The following is an 18672-nucleotide window of genomic DNA, read 5'->3' as shown; positions in this document are numbered from 1 at the left end:
TTATCCTAGTTGTAGAATTCGAATTCTATCTCGTAGATTCTAACTGTGTCTCCATCTTCAATTCCCATCTCTCTAAGTCTATCGAATACGCCTTCGCTTTCCATAGCTTTTTGGAAGTATTGAAGTGATTCCATATCATCAAAGTTAACAGAGTACATAATTCTTCTAAGCTTCTTACCTGTAACAACGTATACTTCATCTTCGATTTCTATAGCTAGTGCTTCATCTTCTGTACTATCATCTAATTCTGGTCTATACATTTCTTCTTCTGTAACTAACTCTATATCTTCTACTTCTTTAAGAAGAGGTGATACGTAAGCTATTACATCATCTATTCCTTCACGAGTAGCTGCAGACATTTTGAATACCTTGTATCCTCTGCCTTCTAACTCTGATTTAAATTCTTCAAATACAGTTTCATCTTCTAATATATCCATCTTATTAGCTACTACTACTTGTGGTCTTGTAGCTAATTTTTCATTATACAGTCTTAATTCATCATTTATCTTATCAAAATCTTCTAAAGCATTTCTACCTTCTAATCCTGATATATCAACTATATGAATTAATACCTTTGTTCTTTCAACATGTCTTAAGAAATTATGTCCAAGTCCAACACCTTCTGCCGCCCCTTCAATAAGTCCAGGTATATCAGCTAACACAAAGCTATCACCAAATTTAGTCTGAACAACACCTAAGTTCGGAGTTAAAGTTGTAAAGTGATAGTTTGCTATCTTTGGCTTTGCCTTAGTTACAACTGATAAGAAAGTAGATTTCCCAACATTAGGGAATCCAAGTAAACCAACATCCGCTATCATCTTAAGCTCTAATGTTACCCATCTTTCTTCTCCATCAGTTCCTGATTTAGCGAAAGCTGGAGCTTGTCTTACTGCGTTAGCGAAGTGTTGATTTCCTTTACCACCTCTACCACCTTTTGCTACTACAGCTCTATCGCCTTCTTCTTTTAAGTCAGCTAATATAAGACCTGTAGCTTCATCTCTTATTATTGTACCTGCAGGAACCTTAAGAAGTAAGTCTTCTCCGTTTTTACCTGCCTGCTTTTTCTTAGATCCGTCTCCTCCAGCTTCAGCTAGGTACTTTCTTTGATATTTAAAGTCCATTAATGTTCTAAGACCTAAATCCACTTCAAATATAACACTTGCTCCACGTCCGCCGTCTCCACCGTCTGGACCACCAGCTGGAACGTACTTTTCTTTTCTAAAGGCTACAGAACCATTACCACCGTTTCCAGCCTTTATAAATATCCTTGCTTTATCTATAAACACATTAATCACCTACTTGATTAAAACTTTTTATTTATTGTCTCCAAAAAGATATCTATACATTCTTATAAATACCTTCTTACAAGAAAAAGGAGTGTATAAACACTCCTTTTTTGCATGTATTATTCAGCAACTTGTACTGGATATATACTTACTTTCTTTCTTTTCTTGTCTTTTCTTTCGAATTTAACAGTACCGTCTATTAATGCGAATAAAGTGTCATCTCCACCTCTACCTACATTAGTTCCTGGATGTATCTTAGTACCTCTTTGTCTTACTATTATACTTCCTGCAGTAACAACTTGTCCATCATATCTCTTAACACCTAATCTCTTAGCTATAGAATCTCTACCGTTTTTAGAAGATCCTACCCCTTTCTTAGATGCAAGTAATTGTAAGTTCATGTTTAACATTTGGAGTCACCCCCTACTTTTTTAAGATTTTTATATTTTTTGGGTATTCCCGTTTAATTTCTTCAACAGCCAATTGAAAATGATTTAGTAAAAGCTGTGACTTTTCTAGAGATGTATCTTTAACAACACATTCTATATGTCCTTCTTTTCCTATTACCTTTTCAAATTCAACTTTTAGTAATTTGTCTAAAGAATTTATCACAGCAACACTATTAGATGTAACTGCTGCACATACAATATCATATCCTATTTCGGCATAATCTGCATGTCCCTTTAAACAAAATCCTTTAAGCAAAAAGTCATCATTATAATAATATTTAACTTTTATCATTAGTTCATCCTAATTACTAAGCGTTTATCTTTTCGATAACTATCTTAGTGTAAGGTTGACGATGTCCTTGCTTTCTTCTGTAGTCTTTCTTAGCTTTGTACTTGAAAACAACTATTTTCTTTCCTTTACCTTGTTCAACTACTTTAGCTTGAACAGAAGCACCTTCAACAACTGGAGCTCCAACTACTAACTCACCGTCTTTAGTACAAGCTAATACTTCGTTTAAAGTTACAACATCACCAGCGTTAGCTTCTAACTTTTCAACGAATAATACATCACCTTCAGCAACTTTATATTGCTTTCCACCTGTTTTTACTATAGCGTACATTAAAATACACCTCCTCGGTCTAAAACTCGCCATCAAGGTACTCCCTAAGAAGTTTATAACCTTTTTTGTGCGGCATTACAGTTATTAATAATACTATGTTTTTAATTATTTGTCAACAAAGTATTATAAATTATGTTTATTTCTTCGTAATTTAATGTGCTAATACCTTCTAACTCTATAATTATATCGTACTTTTTGCCTATTTTTTTAATTATCTCCATAAAATCAGTTTTTATTACCTGAAGAATTCTACTATTTAACTGAATTTTTATTTTTTTATATGATGTATGCTGGCTAACTCTAATAATCTCTTTTTCTATCTTATCTATCATATAGTTAGCTGATTTGGTATGAGCATTACCATCACAATAACTACACTCATTTAGATAGTATTTATCTATAGAATCCTTTTCTCTTCTTCTCGCTACCTCTACAAGTCCAAGTCTAGTCATACCTAATACTTCTGATTTTCTTTTATCTTTTTTAAGTTCATTATCTAGTGTATTTATAATATTATCCTTATATTCTTTTTTACTCATATCTATAAAGTCTATTATTATTATTCCACCTATGTCTCTAAGCTTTAGCTGTCTAGCAATTTCTATTGCTGCTTCTAGATTAGTTTTATACACTGTCTCTGATAATTTAGCACTACCAGTAAATTTACCAGTATTCACATCTACAACTGTAAGAGCTTCTGTCTTTTCTATAATTAAATATCCACCACTCTTTAGCCATACCTTTTTATTTAAGCACTTTTCTATTTGCCCCTCTACCCTATAGATATCAAATATATCTTCGTTTTCTTTTAATATTAATTTATTTACATAGTCCTTATTTACCGACTTTAGTATAACTTTAAGCTCATCATATTTTTCAGTACTATTAGTGATTATCTTTTCTACATTTTCATTCACATTATCTTTTACATATTTACTCGCAAAGTCTAGTTCTTTGTATAAAAGCTTAGGTCCAATCCCCAACTTAAACTCTTTTTCTATAATATTATATTTTGCTTTTAGTTCCTCTATATCCGCTTCTAATTCTTCTTTTGATACGCCTTGGGCTTCTGTTCTTATTATTAACCCTAACTTATCTTTGTTTATTGAGTTAACAATTTTCTTTAGTCTAAATCTTTCTTTTTCCTCAGTTATCTTGTTTGACATAGTAACTCTTTCATTGGAAGGTATATAGACTACATATCTTCCTGCTAGACTTACTTCTAAGTTTAATTTAGCTCCTTTAGTGCCTATTGCTTCTTTGTTTATTTGTACTAATATTTCTTGTCCTGACTTTATAACAGAATCTTTATGCAATTGAAGGTATGCCAACTTTTCAAAACCTATATCTACAAAACATGCATCAATTCCTGGGAGTACTTTTTTTACTATTCCTCTATATATATTAGATACTATTTTAGTATTTAATTTATCTTCTATAAGAATCTCTTTTATTTTATCATCTTCAAGTACTGCTGTTTTTTGAGATGATATTAGGGATTCTATTATTATTTTATCCATCTTTTCACGTCCTTAATTGTAACTTTGATTTATTATAATTATAACAAATAATAGTGCTAATATATTTAAATGTCGCATTATTTTTATCAGTTTATACTTAAAAGGATGGGCTGAGCACCCATCCTTTTTAATAATTTTATATTTAATTACATAGGAGAAACTAATTGTCCATCTTCTACTACGTATAAGTCTCTTCTTAATATATCAACATCTAAAGGATCCATTTCAACTTCTAACATTCCTAATATCTTAGGTATGAATATATTAGTGTTTAAGTTTGATTTTGATCCTGTAGCTATAGTAGCTTCTAAAACAATAACATTTTCATCTAAACTTAACACATCAAAGTGCTTAATCATAGGTCTTATATCAGATTCTACCATCTTACCTTTTTTATTTTTCTTAGTTATCATTATCTCTTCTTGATTCATAAAGTCTACTATTTTAGATTTTACAAACTCTTTGCTCAAAGCTCTTTCTAATTCTACAGTGAATATATACTCGCCATACTCTATAGTAGAAGCTAAAGACGCAGTCTTACTATCTATTTCTCTTGCATCTATAAACTCCATACCTTCAGGTAGTTGAGGATTTATTCTTTGTAAAAATTCTTCTGCAGTAAAATCGTCTTCTATCTCAATGTCTACATACTCTCCTTGACTTTCCGTACCTAAAGCTAATGCATTACCATAACTCATCTTAGGGTGAGGATTAAAACCTTGTGAATGTGATACATGTATTTCAGCTCTTCTACAAGCTCTTTGTAATAATCTTTGTACATCTAGGTGTGATATGTATATCATATCCCCTTCTTTTTTGAACTTATTTCTTATTATCTTACTCATAATTAGCATAACCCCCTTGTGATGTCACTTGCATTTATTCCACATCCATGACACTGGTGTCTACAATCAGGAGAAACTGCATCTTGTCTTGCTTTTTCATTTTCTCTTACTAAGAATTTCTTAGTAACTCCTACATCTATATGATCCCATGGGAATACTTCTTCATATTCTCTTTCTCTATTTGCATAGAATGCTACATCAAGGCCATTGTTATCCATAGCTTCTAGCCATGTGTCTAGGTTAAAGTATTCAGACCATCCATCAAACTTTGCACCAGCTTTAAATGCATCATATATTACTTTACCTATTCTTCTATCTCCTCTAGCTATAACAGCTTCCATTAAGCTAGTCTTAGAATCATGGTAGTTATATTTTATGTTTCCATTTTTTAATTTCTTAACTAAGTGTCTTTGTTTTTCTCTAACTTGCTCAGTTGTATCTTGTCCATGCCATTGGAATGGAGTAAAAGGCTTGGGAACAAATGTAGATGTACTTACTGTAACACCAAATGCTCTTTTTAGCTTTCCATTGTGAACGTCCCTATAAGTATCTATAACTTCATGTGCAAGCTTTGCTATACCATCTAAATCATCATAAGTCTCAGTTGGTAGACCTATCATGAAGTATAACTTAACACTATTCCATCCCATTTCAAATGCTTTTCTAGTAGCATTTGTTAAATCTTCTTCACTTACACCTTTATTTATAACGTCTCTCATTCTTTGAGTTCCGGCTTCTGGCGCAAAAGTAAGACCTGACTTTCTTACTTGTTGTATTTTTTCTGCTATTTCCATAGAGAAGTTATCTAGTCTAAGTGATGGTAGTGATATGCCTATATTTTGAGAAGCATATTCTTCTACTAAACAATCAGTAAGCTCTGATAATTGACTATAATCACTTGTACTTAAAGATGATAAAGATATTTCATCATACCCAGTATTTTTAACTAAATTAGATAATATCTCTTTAAGTCTATCTACACTTTTTTCTCTTATTGGTCTATAAATCATACCAGCTTGGCAGAATCTACATCCTCTTGTACATCCTCTAAATAATTCTAATACTATTCTATCGTGAACAGTCTCTATATAAGGGACTATTAATTTATCTGGATATTCTACAGTTTCTACATCTCTTATTATTCTTTTATGAGGTTTTTGAGGTACACCTTCTCTATTCGGTACTACTTCTTTTACAGTACCATCTTCATTGTAAGAAACATCATAGAAACTTGGTATGTAAACACCTTGTATTTTAGATATTTCAAATAAGAAATCTTCTCTTGTAGTTTTATTTTTCTTCCACTCTTTATATGCATTTACTACTTCTAGGTTTACTTCTTCACCTTCACCTAGAATAACTATATCTACAAAGTCTGCTAACGGCTCTGGATTATAAGCACAAGGACCACCGACTAATATAAACGGATCATCTAATTTTCTTTCTTCTTTAAGCACTGGTATATTAGCTAAATCTAATATATTTAATATATTAGTATAAGACATTTCATACTGAAGTGTAAAAGTTACAAAATCAAAGTTAGTTATTGGCTCTCTTGATTCTAGAGCAAATAGCGGAATATTTTTTTCTCTCATTATATTCTCCATATCTATAGCAGGAGAATATACTCTTTCACAGAATACATCTTCATCTTTATTTATTACATGGTAAAGTATATGACTTCCTAAGTGACTCATTCCTACCTCATAAAGGTCAGGGAAACAGTGAGCATATCTTACTAAGCTTTCATTTTTTGTATCTTTATGTATAGAATTTATTTCGTTTCCAAGATACCTAGCAGGCTTCTCAACCTTCTTTAAAATTCTCTTTAAGTCTACCTTATTCATTGATTATTGAAACCTCCAATAAGTTTATTATTTATAAGCATAAATCTTATTATACACGATATGATAATATGTATCAAAATTTTATTGCACATATTCTTTAGTTTTTCCAATTCTTTGCATTTATATTAAACTTCTTAATTAATATTTATTTGAATAGATTTTTTTATTAATTAAAGAATAAATACTGATAGATTTTTCTTCTACAAAAAGTATGATATATTATTATTTGTAACTAATTGTTACATTGTAATTATGTCTAACAATATTATTTTGTTTTAATTACTATCATCATGGGTATAATTTTTATATCATATTTAATTCATAGGTATAGTTTATACCATATAATTTAGGAGGATTTGTAATGAGTAAAGTATTTGAGGTAAAAAAGGATATTTACTTTACCGGAGTTGTCGATAAAGACTTAGAGGTATTTGATATAATAATGGAAACGGAGTTCGGTACTACTTATAATTCTTATTTAATAAAGGATGAAAAAACAGTTTTATTCGATACGGTAAAGGCAAACTTTAAAGAGGAATTTTTCAATAATTTATCAGAAATAACTAATATAGCTGATATAGACTACGTTGTAGTTCATCACACTGAGCCTGACCACGCTGGTAGCTTAAGATACTTATTAGATTTAAACCCTAATATTGAAGTTTTCTGTACTAAAGCAGCTAAGCTTTATTTAGATGGGCAAATAAACAAGCCATTTAAATGTCACATAATAAAAGATGGCGAAGTTTTAAACATTGGTAAAAGAAATATTAAATTCATAACTGCACCTTTCTTACATTGGGCAGATACAATGTTTACTTATGTTGAAGAAGATAAAACACTATTTACTTGTGATGCATTTGGTTGTCACTTTGCAAGTGTTGACGCTAATATAGTAGAAAGCGAAGACTACTTAAAATCTGCTAGACATTACTATGATTGTATAGTTAAGCCTTTTGCTAAGCATGTTGTAAGTGCTATAAATAAAGTAGTGGAATTAAACCTTGATTTCGATACAATACTTACTTCTCATGGACCTATGCTTACTAAAGATCCTATGGCTGCAGTTAAAAGATACTTAGATTGGTCTACAGAAGTATTAGATACTACTAATCAAAATCAAATATCTATTTTCTATCTATCAGCATATACTAATACTTTAACTATGGCTAAAAAAATAGAAGAAGGTGCTCTTTCTGAAGGAGCTAAGGTAAATCTATACGACTTAGAAAGCTTAAGCTTAAAAGAAATGCACGATGCTTTAGTTCACTCTAAAGTTGTAATATTAGGATCTCCAACTATAAACAAAACTATGGTTAAACCTATGTGGGACTTCTTCTCAGTAGTAGATCCAATGGCTAACCAAGGTAAAATAGCTGGAGTGTTTGGTTCATTTGGTTGGAGTGGAGAAGGTGTATCTATGGCAGAAAGTATACTAAAATCGATGACTTTCAAAATGCCAGTAGAATCTCTTAAAAAGAAATTCTCTCCAAGCGAAGATACATTACAAGAATGTTTCAACTTTGGTGCTGAATTTGGTAAATTAGTTAAATAATGTAATTATATATAAATACATGAAAAAAAGAGTTATTTGCTAAATTGCAAATAACTCTTTTTTATTATACTCTCTGGCTTGTAGTCTTTCTAACTTCTCTCCAAGCAAGTTCTCCCCTATCTAAAGCTTTTATAAATATTTCTGCGGATGCTAAGTTTGTAGCTATTGGTACATAGTAAACATCACATAATCTTATTAAAGCTTGTATATCCGTTTCATGAGCTTGAGATGTAAGCGGATCTCTTAAAAATATAACTAAGTCTATATCTTGAGATACTATTAATGATCCAATTTGTTGATCTCCACCTAGTGGCCCAGATGCAAGTCTATTGATATTTAACTTTGTTTCATCCATAATTCTTTTACCAGTAGTTCCTGTAGCATAAAGACCATATTTCTTTAATATTTCTTCATATCCTATACAAAATCCTACCATTGTATTTTTCATCTGATCGTGTGCAACTAAAGCTATATTCATATTCCCCTCCGCTATACTTTAAAAGTTAATTTTTTTCTTTCTCATACATACATTAAGTACTAAACCTAAGTTTGCCATTGATGTTAATAAAGAACTTCCTCCATAACTTACAAAAGGTAATGTAACCCCCGTTACAGGAATAAGAGCAACTGTCATACCAATATTTTGTATAATTTGATATGCAAACATACTCATAACTCCAACTACAATAAGAGTTCCATAAAAATCTTTTGCTTCTCGTGCTATAGCAAGCATTCTCATTAAAAATACTGCAAATAGTACTACTATAAATACCATTCCCCAAACACCAAGTTCTTCACCTATAACAGCAAATATAAAATCACTTTCTTGTACAGGTAAAAAACCTTCTTGGTTTTGTGTACCGTTGTATAATCCCTTACCTGTAAATCCTCCAGAACCTATAGCAATTAAAGATTGCATAACTTGGTAGTTTCCCTTTAATGTTACATCTTCAGGATTTAAAAATGCTTCAATTCTATCTTTTTGATGACTTGCCATCATCATATACATCAAAGGCATAGATACTAATATAATTATTATACCTCTTTTAATTATCTTTGTATCTAGACCTGCAGTAAATAGCATCCCACCTATTATACACATAAATACTATAGCTGTACCTAAATCTGGCTGTGAAAATAATAACCCTATAAAAGGTATTGCATAAACTACAACTGGTATTAAATCTTTTAATGTATTAAGTTTTCCTCTTTTTGATTCTACAATTTTTGCATAACTTAATATAAATGTTAATTTAACAATCTCTGATGTTTGTAGGTTAAGCGGACCTATTTTTACCCATGATCTAGCACCCATTTGCTCATTTCCTATTCCAGGCACTAAAACTAGTACTAATAAAATTAAACTTATTAAGTATAGACCTTTATAATATTTACCCAGGAAATTATAATCAAACATAAGCATGAATATTATCATACCTAATCCTAAGACAAATGCTAAACCTTGTTTATAAAGCTTTGTATAGTTACCTGTTTCATTTGAATGTGTAGCACTACTTAACATTAGAATTCCAAAAGCAAATATAATAATAACAGTTATTATAAGCTTCCAATCTAACTCTTTTATTAATTTGAATTTTGACTTATAGTCTACCAAATCATCACCGTCTTTCTGACTTTTGCTTATCTATACAGACAAAAGGGGATACCAACAAGCATCCCCCTCTTTTTTATAATATTACATGCTTCTGTCTTTTATATGTCTTAGTGGTATATTAGCAACCAATGCCGATACTGGCATATCCTCTTGCTCTCCTCTAGTTTTAGACATCTTAATTTCTAAACCATCTTCTTCTATTTCCGCATAGTTAGCTATTACTTTTAAAATGTCATTTTTTATCATATCTAAAAGTTGTGGAGAACAATCCACTCTATCATGCACTAAAACTAATTTTAAACGTTCTTTCGCTACATTTTTGCTAGTTTTAGATTCATTAGAGAAAGCTTTTAAAAAATCAAACATGGACACATCCCCCTTTACTACTTGGCCATACCAAATATTTTCTTTATTTTGCTAAAGAAGTTAGTGTCATTTTCTATTTCTAGGATTGGAACTTCTTCACCTAATATTCTTTTTGATATGTTCTTATATGCATTACCTGCACCAGATTTTGCATCAAGTACAGCAGGCTCTCCTCTGTTAGTTGATACTATAATACTTTCATCATCTGGAACTAATCCTAATAATTTTATAGCAAGTATTTCAATAATATCTTGCTTGTCCATCATATCACCACGTTTTACCATGTCTTGTCTAATTCTGTTTATGACAAGTTGTATATCCTTTATTTCATTAGCTTCTAATAAACCTATTATTCTATCAGCATCTCTTACTGCCGATACTTCAGGATTTGTTACAACTATAGCTCTGTCTGCTCCTGCTATAGCATTTTTAAATCCTTGCTCAATACCTGCAGGACAGTCTATTATTATATAATCAAATGATTCTCTTAACTTTGTACATAGATCCTTCATTTGATCAACTGATACCGCATTTTTGTCTCTTGTTTGTGCAGCTGGTAATAAATATAAGTTTTCAAATCTCTTATCTTTTATTAAAGCTTGCTTTATTCTACACGTTCCTTCTACTACATCGACAATGTCATACACTATTCTATTTTCAAGACCCATAACTACATCTAAATTTCTAAGCCCTATATCTGCATCTATTATTACAGTTTTCTTATTTTCTAAGCTTAGTGCAGTTCCTAAATTTGCTGCGGTAGTAGTTTTTCCTACGCCACCTTTACCAGATGTTATAACTATAACTTCGCTCATAATACTACCCCCCATATGGTTAATCATTATTTTATTACTTTTGGTAAGTAACTTTCTATTACTATCCTTCCATTACTTACGAATGCGATTTCTGGTATAGTGTCTTTCTCTTTCTCATAATTATTATCATCATCTGGTGCTTCCGCTATGTTATCTGCTATTTGTAATACTTTAGAGTTTAGATTCCTCGCAACTACATAAGCTTGATTATTGCCATTAGCTCCTGCATGGATAAATCCTTTGACTACACCCATAACAATAACATTGCCTCCAGCCATAACTCTAGCTCCAGAATTGATATCTCCCATAATTACTGTATTTAAACTTGAGGTTATTTGAGATCCAGGCTTCATATCAGCCATAACAACTACATCCCCCTCAAACTCAATGCATTCTCCAGATCGTAAGTTATTTACATACTTAGTTCGAAAGTCAATTATTGTATTGCTTTCTACCTGTTCCTCAATAAACTCCACATCAAATCTAGTCGTAATATCATGTTTTATCTCCATGATTTGTATATCGCTTAAATAGTCACAGTTAATCGAGTAAATCTTAGCTCCATTAAAAAAACCTACTGATGATTCAATTTTATCTATAATATTTTGCTTTAATACATCAAAAGGTACTCTCTTTTTAATGTTTACTATTATCCCTCTCTTATTCCCTTTGAACTCTACAAGCTCTTGGGTCTCAAAATCTTTTAAAGACATAACAACCTCCAGAGTGATATATCATTATATATTCTTCAAAGAAATATCAATTCCTCTTATTTTTTCATACGTTGTCCAAAATTTATACTATCATTTTCCACAGTGTTTGAATTTTCATCATCTTCTGTTTTAGCTGCATTTTTTTGTTCATTGTTTTTAGCTTCTAACTCATCAGTAATGCCAAGATATTTACCTATTACCTCCCTCATTGGTAATAAAGTACTAGCACCTTCAGTTCCTTGTGGTATTACTACTACAACTGCTATTTCAGGATCGTCTGCTGGAGCAAATCCTACAGCCCACGAGAAAGCAGCATAATTCTCTTTCCTAAAATCTATTTTTTCATCAGTTATTTGAGGATTAAGTTCTTTTATCGCTCTTCTTAAATAAGCTGCCATTATTTTATTTGAAGATCTATCTAATTTAACATTTACACCTTCTTCTAATTCAGCTTCTAATTGAGCTTTTTCTTTTTCATCTAATCCTTTATCTTTAAGAGAAGTTTTTATCTCCTCTATTCTATTTTTAGTAAGCTCTTTATCTCTATCTTTCATCAACTTTTCAGAAAGAGCTATAGCTTCTTCACTTGATACTCCATAAGATCCCATATTTCTTATTAGGTAATCATATTCATCTTTTTCAGGTATTTTACCACTTTTTTCAGCTGTACCAGTTTTAGTAGCTACACTTACAGGGAAATTTCCAAATACACTTTTAGCAGTTCCCTGACTTGAAACTCGCTTCATTCCTTCTGTCAAAGGTTTTAGGTTTTCAGGATCTTTAAAGTCTATTTTTTCTTTTTTCGTTTCATTTATATCTAAAGATGAGTAATCACTTGATACAGTTCTACCAACTACAGATAAATCTACTAAGTCACCACCATTAGCAATAGCTGCAATAGCTCTTGCCATCTGTGCTGGTGTATATTGATTTTCCCCTTGACCTATTGCAAGGTTGAAGGTATCTGCAGTACTCCATTTAGCAAAATTAAGATAGTTAAATACTATTATATCTGCTAAAGGTTCTACTCTATCTTCTTTTACATTCATCTCTTTAAGTCTATTTATAGCTTCTACTCTTCCTGGTGTATTCTCCTCTGCTGCCCATCCAACTATTTCATCTATTCTAGATTCATACTCTTCTGGATTTTCAGCTCTAGTGATATCATTAAAGTCATTTGCCATTCTTTTAATAATATCATCTTTTAATAATGATTGAGTATTTTTTAATTTTTGTTCTTTATTCGGTACTGTACCTTTTCTCTCTCCAATTTGATTTTGAAGACCAGTATTGTCATCTAATCCAAACAGCTTAGCATACTTTAGTAATTCATCTGGACCTACATCTGCACCGGGACTTGGACCACCTGTCCAATTTTTTCCACTAGCTATAGTATAGAAGTATATATTACAAGACTCTTGTATTGCTTTATATAAGTCTGTATATCCATGATTTCTTCCTCTAGATTTATGCCATATAAAATCGGCAAAAGGTCTTTGTCCTAGATAAATAACTCCTGGGTCATTTATACCATATTTCGGACTCATACCATTTTCTAACGCTGCCATTCCAGTTACCATTTTAAATGCTGATCCAGGCTGGAATGCACCAGAAGTAACTAAATTTGAAAGGCTGTTAGCAGCTAGTGGGTCATTTTCATTTTGCGATTGTAATTTTTTATAATCTTCACTTGATATAGCTTTAGTGAACAGGTTAGGATCAAAATCTGGATAACTTGCAGAAGACAAGACTTCTCCAGTCTTTACATCTATAGCTATTAAAGCACCCGATTTAGCATTACGCTCAGTCCCTGGAAATGATCTATCTCCATATACACTCTTAAATGTACCACCTTTACTTACTACTTCTACAGCCCTTTTTAAAGCTGATTCACTTGTTGATTGTAACTCTTTATCTATCGTAAGATATATAGTATCGCCTGATTTTGGTTTTGATACTTCAAGGTCTTTAGTAACTTTACCTAATGCATCTACTTGTACTTTCTTATATCCATCTGTACCACGTAATTGTGATTCAAAATAGTACTCTAAACCATCTTTTCCTACCATATCACCTTTATTGTATTTTTTATCACTGTCTTCTTCAGAATTTAAATATTTCTCTTCTTCTGCAGATGACATTTTACCCATATAGCCTAATGTATGAGATGCCAGTGATTGATTCGGATAGTATCTTACTGGTTCTGTAGCAACAGCTACTCCTGGTATCTCCATTGCAGATTCTTCGATTTGAGATATAGTAGATTCACTTATATCTTTTGCGATAGTAACTGGATTATATTGAGAGTATCCTTGAGATTTAATAAGGTCTCTAACAACAAATATTTTCCTAGCCTCTTCATCGCTCATACTTTTATCTATCTCATACCAATCTCTAATTTCTTTAAATGCAGATTTTGCACTTACATTAGTAGATTTTTCATTTTTATTGTCATTCTTTATTCTATAACTTTCCAGCCAATCTTTTTTATTTTTTTCTGCGGTAAACATCCATTTACTTACAAGTATAGGAGGATAATATCCATTTTCATTAAGCTTTTTTTGAAGCTTAGATGCTTCTAACCTTCTATCCTCTGGAGACAATTTACCCTCTTCTATTAACTTATCAACTAAATAGTAAAAACTCTCTTTAGCAGTTAATTCACTTGGTATTCCCGCTTCTTTTTTATATTCAGCTATTTCTTCTTCAAATCTATAATAGAATTTTCCATTTTTTATATATATAGGAAATTCGTCTATGTACTCTTCTTTGTTGTCATCTAATAAATTTATAATCTTTAGACTTATATCATTGGCCATAGATTTTCCATCAGGACCTTTTCTATTAATTCCATCTCCTGAAACTTGAACAGTAAATGAATTTGTATTTCCTGCTAGTAATCTTCCATACCTATCTCGTATTTCCCCTCTTGAGGCTTTAATAGGAAGTTCTTTATAAGTTTTATTTTCTGCTAGCTGACTATAGTGATCGTACTTGATTACGGCCATATACACTATTTTCACTACAATAACTACTAATATTATTAATATAATATTTTTTAAGATAGAAAGCCTATCATCTTTTTTATTATCTTCCACGAAATCACCAACTAATCTTCTTTAAGTTTTAATATGGATTTTTTAAATAAGCGATATATTACAATGCTCAGTAAACCATTCATAAGCGGAATTATAACTATCCCTCTTAAAGCTAGCATTGATATTTTATAACTACTATATACCAATGTTAATGCCGCTATATTTACTAAAGAATCAAATAGACTCGTTATAAGAACTAATGTAAATATAGTCATATAACTCTCTTTATAAATCTTATCTTTCAAATGACTTATAGAGTAAGATATAGCAAATAAAACTAGTGCATTAACTCCAAAAATCCCACCTATCGTTATATCTTTTACAATACCTACTACTGCACCTATTATACCTACTTCTAATTCATCTAGGTATAGCGATATAATAGTTATATATATAAGCACTATATTGAAGCTTACATCAAATAAGTTTATGTAATTGGTAATGCTACCTTCTACCATTACCAACAAAACACCTAAAAGACAAAGTAAAACTCTTTTCATTGCTGATTAACCCCTTTATCCTATATTTCTCGGTTCAACGACTGTAACATTGTCTATATTCTTGAAATCAACATAAGGCTTTACAACTACGTATTTTAAAGATTTATTTTTATCATCGATTACCTTATCTACTTCACCTACAGGTATACCCTCTGGATATAATCCAAGCCCAGACGTAACAACTACATCTCCTGGTAATACATCGTAAGATGCATCAAACATATAACCTTGTAAATAACCGTTTTTCTTGTAATCTTCTTGACTCTCAATATTTGTACTTTGAGTAATTACACCCTTTGCATTTGCGTCTTTTAGTAATTTAAAGCTTACTGATGATTTAGTATCAAGTAAAGATATAGCTTTAGAATAATGTTCAGAAACTTCATATACGATTCCAACTAATCCACTTCCATTAACAGCTAAACTATCTTTTTTAACACCATCACTACTACCAGCACCTATTACAAAAGTTTTATACCAATTTCCATCGTTTTTTCCAACCACTTTAGCCGAAATACTCTTCGCTTTATATTCTTCTTCTATAAAGCTTGTAGACTTTTTCAAACTCTCTAACGATTCTACTTCATCTAACTTGTTGTTTAATTCAGCCACTTCTTTTTGTAACTCTTCTTTTTCTTTCTTTAAACTATCTATTGTCTTCGCATTTTTCTTGTAATTAATTAACTCTTCTAAATTGTCCTTTAAAAACACAAATCCAGTATTAAATGTCTTCTGTACTGATGTAACTGTATCTAAAATTGGGCCTGTTTTTAGCTTATTTACTCCAGAAAATCTTCCTATAGATATTCCCACAATTCCAATTAAAGTGATAGCAACAATTGACGTTGCTACCACTTTAACATTAATCTTTTTTTTATCTTTTTTACTGTTATCGAATTTCAAGTTTATCACCAACTTTTAATTACTTTCTAGTATTCATCATTAAAACTTTTTCAAATATCTCTTGATCTTCAACTGATTTTCCTGTTCCTAATGCAACACAATCTAGTGGGTCTTCAGCTATTTGAACAGGCATTCCAGTTTCTTGTCTTACTAATTTGTCTAAACCTCTAAGTAATGCTCCCCCTCCAGTTAACATTATTCCGTTTTCCATTATATCTGATGCTAACTCTGGTGGTGTTTTTTCTAAAGTTGATTTTATTGCATCTACTATTGAACTTATTGGTTCTTTTAATGCATCTCTAACTTCTGTTGAACATATTTCTACAGTTTTTGGAAGTCCAGATATTAAATCTCTACCTCTTATTTGCATATTTGTTTCTTGATCATCTTTGAAAGTAGATCCTATACTTATTTTAACGTCCTCTGCAGTTCTCTCACCTATCATTAAGTTATATTCTTTCTTAACATAACTTACTATAGACTCATCAAACTCGTCTCCACCTATTCTTATAGATTTAGCAGTAACTATACCACCTAAAGATATTACAGCTATTTCTGTAGTACCTCCACCGATATCAACTACCATATTTCCTTCTGGCTCTTCAACCTTTAAGCCTGCACCTATAGCTGCTGCCATTGGCTCTTCTATAAGGTATGCATCTTTAGCTCCAGCTTGTCTTGCAGCTTCTTCTATAGCTCTCTTTTCTACTTCAGTTACACCAAAAGGTACACATATTGCTATTCTTGGACTAACAACACCTTTTTTAGCTGCTGCCTTTTGTATAAAATAACTTAACATTGATTGAGTTACATCAAAATCAGCTATAACTCCATCCTTCATAGGTCTTATAGCTACTATATTTCCAGGTGTTCTACCTATCATTCTCTTAGCTTCTTCTCCAACTGCTAAGACTTCCTTGCTATCATCTCTTATAGCAACAACAGATGGTTCTCTTACTACTATACCTTGTCCTTTTATATAAACTAATGTATTTGCTGTACCTAAATCTATCCCCATGTCTTTTGTCATTTTATTGAATCCTAAGAAAGACATGAATCCTTTTTTCTCTTTTTTCTCTTTACTCATTTTAATGCTCCTTCCTACTTTGCAAAATCAAATTATCATATTTTCTTTGAAACTAAAGTATAATCCATCTCCTATTATTATGTGATCAATCACTTCAATCCCTATTAATTCTCCACATTTCATAAGTCTTGTAGTAATGTTTTTATCTTCATTTGAAGGCTCCACACTTCCAGAAGGGTGATTATGCATTAGAATCATTTTGTTTGTACTTCTCTTTATTGCTTCTCTGAAAACTTCTCTTGGATGAACAAGAGACGAATTCAACGTTCCGACTGATATCTCTACATCAGATATTATCTCATTTTTAGTGTTCAAAAGTACTACCTTAAAAACTTCTTTTTGCTGATATCTTAAACTATCCATGTAGTATTTGTATATATCCCAAGGATTTTTTACCTTATACTTAATTGGTTTAAAGCTAGCAACTCTTTTCCCTAATTCTAAAGCTGCTTTTATTTGAGTTGCTTTAGACAGACCGATTCCATCTATCTTACACAACTCCTCTATAGTCATATCTTGTAGATATCGTATCCCTTGCAAATCTTTGTTTATTATATAGTTTGCTAATTCAATAGCATTTTTATGTTTAGTGCCTGTTCTAAGAAGTATTGCCAATAATTCTGAATTAGATAAGCTATCTTCTCCAGATTTAAGCATCTTTTCTCTAGGTCTTTCTTCTACTGCCATGTCTCTCATAGTCATTGTAGTATTAAAAGACTTACTCAGATAAATCACCCTCCATAAATAGATTTATACAAAAATATTTTTTTAGTAAATCGCTAAGTCTAGAAATTGGAAGGCCTACTATGTTAAAGTAATCTCCTCTTATCTCTTCTACCAGCATTGCTCCATAGCCTTGTATACCATAAGCTCCTGCTTTATCTAGTGATTCCTTAGTATTTATATAATCTATTATGTCTTCCTCTGATAAATCCTTGAACTTAACATTACTAACTACATAATCAATTACTTTCTTATTGTTACCTAAGTTAATAAGACTAATCCCTGTTATAACTTGATGAGTATTATTAGATAGGCTTTTAATCATATCGTATGCTTCTTTTTCATCTTTAGGCTTTCCAAGTATTTTATCATCTAGTACTACTATAGTATCTGCACCAATAACTAAATCTTGTTCATGCTTAGATGCTATATCCATACATTTTTCAAAAGCTAACCTCATAACAGCTTGTGTAGGTGACTCTCCTTCATATATAACCTCATCTATATCACTCTTTATTATAGAGAATTTCAACTTCGTGTTTCCTAGAATCTCTTTTCTCCTAGGTGATGCTGATGCTAAGATTATATCCATTTATCCACCTCATTTTGTACTTAGATTTTGTACTTATTTAGTTTATCACTATATTGTAAAAATTTCAACGTAAATGTCGAACGTTTTACTTACATAATTGTTATATTTGTTTATTTTACAAAAAAATAAAGGTATGAA

The 18672-nt window shown here is 31.3% G+C and carries 19 protein-coding genes; 1 reads left to right on the top strand and 18 read right to left on the bottom strand.

From position 1 onward, the window contains the following. Positions 1-5: 5 nt before the first annotated feature. The 7 genes from obgE to CHL78_RS00280 form a co-directional block, all read right to left on the bottom strand. Positions 6-1286, bottom strand: coding sequence for a GTPase ObgE (obgE, locus tag CHL78_RS00310; protein WP_094367786.1), 1281 nt, complete (start codon positions 1284-1286; stop codon positions 6-8). Positions 1287-1405: 119 nt separating this feature from the next. After that, complete coding sequence (gene rpmA, locus CHL78_RS00305) at positions 1406-1696, bottom strand: 50S ribosomal protein L27 (RefSeq protein ID WP_094367787.1); 291 nt, start codon at positions 1694-1696, stop codon at positions 1406-1408. A gap of 13 nt (positions 1697-1709) precedes the next feature. After that, positions 1710-2027 (bottom strand): ribosomal-processing cysteine protease Prp, encoded by a 318-nt coding sequence (locus CHL78_RS00300; RefSeq protein WP_094367788.1) that lies wholly within the window; start codon positions 2025-2027, stop codon positions 1710-1712. Positions 2028-2043: 16 nt separating this feature from the next. Continuing rightward, positions 2044-2355, bottom strand: a complete 312-nt coding sequence (gene rplU / locus CHL78_RS00295; RefSeq protein ID WP_094367789.1) for a 50S ribosomal protein L21 — start codon at positions 2353-2355, stop codon at positions 2044-2046. 101 nt (positions 2356-2456) lie between these two features. Beyond that, on the bottom strand, positions 2457-3875 hold the full coding sequence (locus tag CHL78_RS00290) for an Rne/Rng family ribonuclease (protein WP_094367790.1): 1419 nt from the start codon (positions 3873-3875) through the stop codon (positions 2457-2459). 146 nt (positions 3876-4021) lie between these two features. Beyond that, positions 4022-4720: a TIGR03936 family radical SAM-associated protein gene (locus CHL78_RS00285; protein WP_094367791.1), complete on the bottom strand. Its 699-nt coding sequence runs from the start codon at positions 4718-4720 to the stop codon at positions 4022-4024. A gap of 2 nt (positions 4721-4722) precedes the next feature. Then, positions 4723-6567, bottom strand: coding sequence for a TIGR03960 family B12-binding radical SAM protein (locus tag CHL78_RS00280; RefSeq protein ID WP_094367792.1), 1845 nt, complete (start codon positions 6565-6567; stop codon positions 4723-4725). Between the two features lie 361 nt (positions 6568-6928). On the opposite strand from CHL78_RS00280, the gene CHL78_RS00275 reads away from it, so the two are divergent. Continuing rightward, a complete protein-coding gene (locus tag CHL78_RS00275; protein ID WP_094367793.1) occupies positions 6929-8122 on the top strand; it encodes an FprA family A-type flavoprotein in 1194 nt (397 codons plus the stop codon). A 64-nt stretch (positions 8123-8186) separates the two neighbouring features. On the opposite strand, the gene CHL78_RS00270 is transcribed toward CHL78_RS00275, so the two are convergent. The 11 genes from CHL78_RS00270 to CHL78_RS00220 form a co-directional block, all read right to left on the bottom strand. Continuing rightward, positions 8187-8600 (bottom strand): methylglyoxal synthase, encoded by a 414-nt coding sequence (locus CHL78_RS00270; RefSeq protein ID WP_094367794.1) that lies wholly within the window; start codon positions 8598-8600, stop codon positions 8187-8189. 18 nt (positions 8601-8618) lie between these two features. After that, positions 8619-9737, bottom strand: coding sequence for a rod shape-determining protein RodA (gene rodA / locus CHL78_RS00265; RefSeq protein ID WP_094367795.1), 1119 nt, complete (start codon positions 9735-9737; stop codon positions 8619-8621). Positions 9738-9818: 81 nt separating this feature from the next. Beyond that, positions 9819-10103, bottom strand: a complete 285-nt coding sequence (minE, locus tag CHL78_RS00260) for a cell division topological specificity factor MinE (RefSeq protein WP_094367796.1) — start codon at positions 10101-10103, stop codon at positions 9819-9821. Positions 10104-10120: 17 nt separating this feature from the next. Beyond that, on the bottom strand, positions 10121-10918 hold the full coding sequence (gene minD / locus CHL78_RS00255; RefSeq protein ID WP_094367797.1) for a septum site-determining protein MinD: 798 nt from the start codon (positions 10916-10918) through the stop codon (positions 10121-10123). A 26-nt stretch (positions 10919-10944) separates the two neighbouring features. Next, on the bottom strand, positions 10945-11631 hold the full coding sequence (locus tag CHL78_RS00250) for a septum site-determining protein MinC (protein WP_094367798.1): 687 nt from the start codon (positions 11629-11631) through the stop codon (positions 10945-10947). 56 nt (positions 11632-11687) lie between these two features. Next, a complete protein-coding gene (locus CHL78_RS00245) occupies positions 11688-14729 on the bottom strand; it encodes a penicillin-binding transpeptidase domain-containing protein (RefSeq protein WP_094367799.1) in 3042 nt (1013 codons plus the stop codon). Positions 14730-14740: 11 nt separating this feature from the next. After that, positions 14741-15229: a rod shape-determining protein MreD gene (mreD, locus tag CHL78_RS00240; RefSeq protein ID WP_094367800.1), complete on the bottom strand. Its 489-nt coding sequence runs from the start codon at positions 15227-15229 to the stop codon at positions 14741-14743. A 15-nt stretch (positions 15230-15244) separates the two neighbouring features. Next, a complete protein-coding gene (gene mreC, locus CHL78_RS00235; protein WP_243446341.1) occupies positions 15245-16141 on the bottom strand; it encodes a rod shape-determining protein MreC in 897 nt (298 codons plus the stop codon). Positions 16142-16151: 10 nt separating this feature from the next. After that, positions 16152-17219, bottom strand: a complete 1068-nt coding sequence (locus tag CHL78_RS00230) for a rod shape-determining protein (protein ID WP_094367802.1) — start codon at positions 17217-17219, stop codon at positions 16152-16154. Positions 17220-17246: 27 nt separating this feature from the next. Continuing rightward, on the bottom strand, positions 17247-17906 hold the full coding sequence (gene radC / locus CHL78_RS00225; protein ID WP_199533963.1) for a RadC family protein: 660 nt from the start codon (positions 17904-17906) through the stop codon (positions 17247-17249). A gap of 31 nt (positions 17907-17937) precedes the next feature. After that, entirely contained in the window at positions 17938-18534 is a 597-nt protein-coding gene (locus tag CHL78_RS00220) for a Maf family protein (protein ID WP_094367804.1), read from the bottom strand. Positions 18535-18672: the final 138 nt, after the last annotated feature.

The organism is Romboutsia weinsteinii (assembly GCF_002250835.2).
Classification (GTDB): Bacteria; Bacillota; Clostridia; order Peptostreptococcales; family Peptostreptococcaceae; genus Romboutsia_A; species Romboutsia_A weinsteinii.
This window is presented reverse-complemented; position numbering and strand designations above follow the sequence as displayed.

What these genes read in the sequence shown, in the direction of transcription:
- rpmA (WP_094367787.1), bottom strand. Translation starts at nt 1,696, where the DNA reads ATGTTAAACATGAACTTACAATTACTTGCATCTAAGAAAGGGGTAGGA.
- CHL78_RS00300 (WP_094367788.1), bottom strand. Translation starts at nt 2,027, where the DNA reads ATGATAAAAGTTAAATATTATTATAATGATGACTTTTTGCTTAAAGGA.
- rplU (WP_094367789.1), bottom strand. Translation starts at nt 2,355, where the DNA reads ATGTACGCTATAGTAAAAACAGGTGGAAAGCAATATAAAGTTGCTGAA.
- CHL78_RS00290 (WP_094367790.1), bottom strand. Translation starts at nt 3,875, where the DNA reads ATGGATAAAATAATAATAGAATCCCTAATATCATCTCAAAAAACAGCA.
- CHL78_RS00285 (WP_094367791.1), bottom strand. Translation starts at nt 4,720, where the DNA reads ATGAGTAAGATAATAAGAAATAAGTTCAAAAAAGAAGGGGATATGATA.
- CHL78_RS00280 (WP_094367792.1), bottom strand. Translation starts at nt 6,567, where the DNA reads ATGAATAAGGTAGACTTAAAGAGAATTTTAAAGAAGGTTGAGAAGCCT.
- CHL78_RS00275 (WP_094367793.1), top strand. Translation starts at nt 6,929, where the DNA reads ATGAGTAAAGTATTTGAGGTAAAAAAGGATATTTACTTTACCGGAGTT.
- CHL78_RS00270 (WP_094367794.1), bottom strand. Translation starts at nt 8,600, where the DNA reads ATGAATATAGCTTTAGTTGCACACGATCAGATGAAAAATACAATGGTA.
- minE (WP_094367796.1), bottom strand. Translation starts at nt 10,103, where the DNA reads ATGTTTGATTTTTTAAAAGCTTTCTCTAATGAATCTAAAACTAGCAAA.
- minD (WP_094367797.1), bottom strand. Translation starts at nt 10,918, where the DNA reads ATGAGCGAAGTTATAGTTATAACATCTGGTAAAGGTGGCGTAGGAAAA.
- CHL78_RS00250 (WP_094367798.1), bottom strand. Translation starts at nt 11,631, where the DNA reads ATGTCTTTAAAAGATTTTGAGACCCAAGAGCTTGTAGAGTTCAAAGGG.
- mreD (WP_094367800.1), bottom strand. Translation starts at nt 15,229, where the DNA reads ATGAAAAGAGTTTTACTTTGTCTTTTAGGTGTTTTGTTGGTAATGGTA.
- CHL78_RS00230 (WP_094367802.1), bottom strand. Translation starts at nt 17,219, where the DNA reads ATGAGTAAAGAGAAAAAAGAGAAAAAAGGATTCATGTCTTTCTTAGGA.
- radC (WP_199533963.1), bottom strand. Translation starts at nt 17,906, where the DNA reads ATGGCAGTAGAAGAAAGACCTAGAGAAAAGATGCTTAAATCTGGAGAA.
- CHL78_RS00220 (WP_094367804.1), bottom strand. Translation starts at nt 18,534, where the DNA reads ATGGATATAATCTTAGCATCAGCATCACCTAGGAGAAAAGAGATTCTA.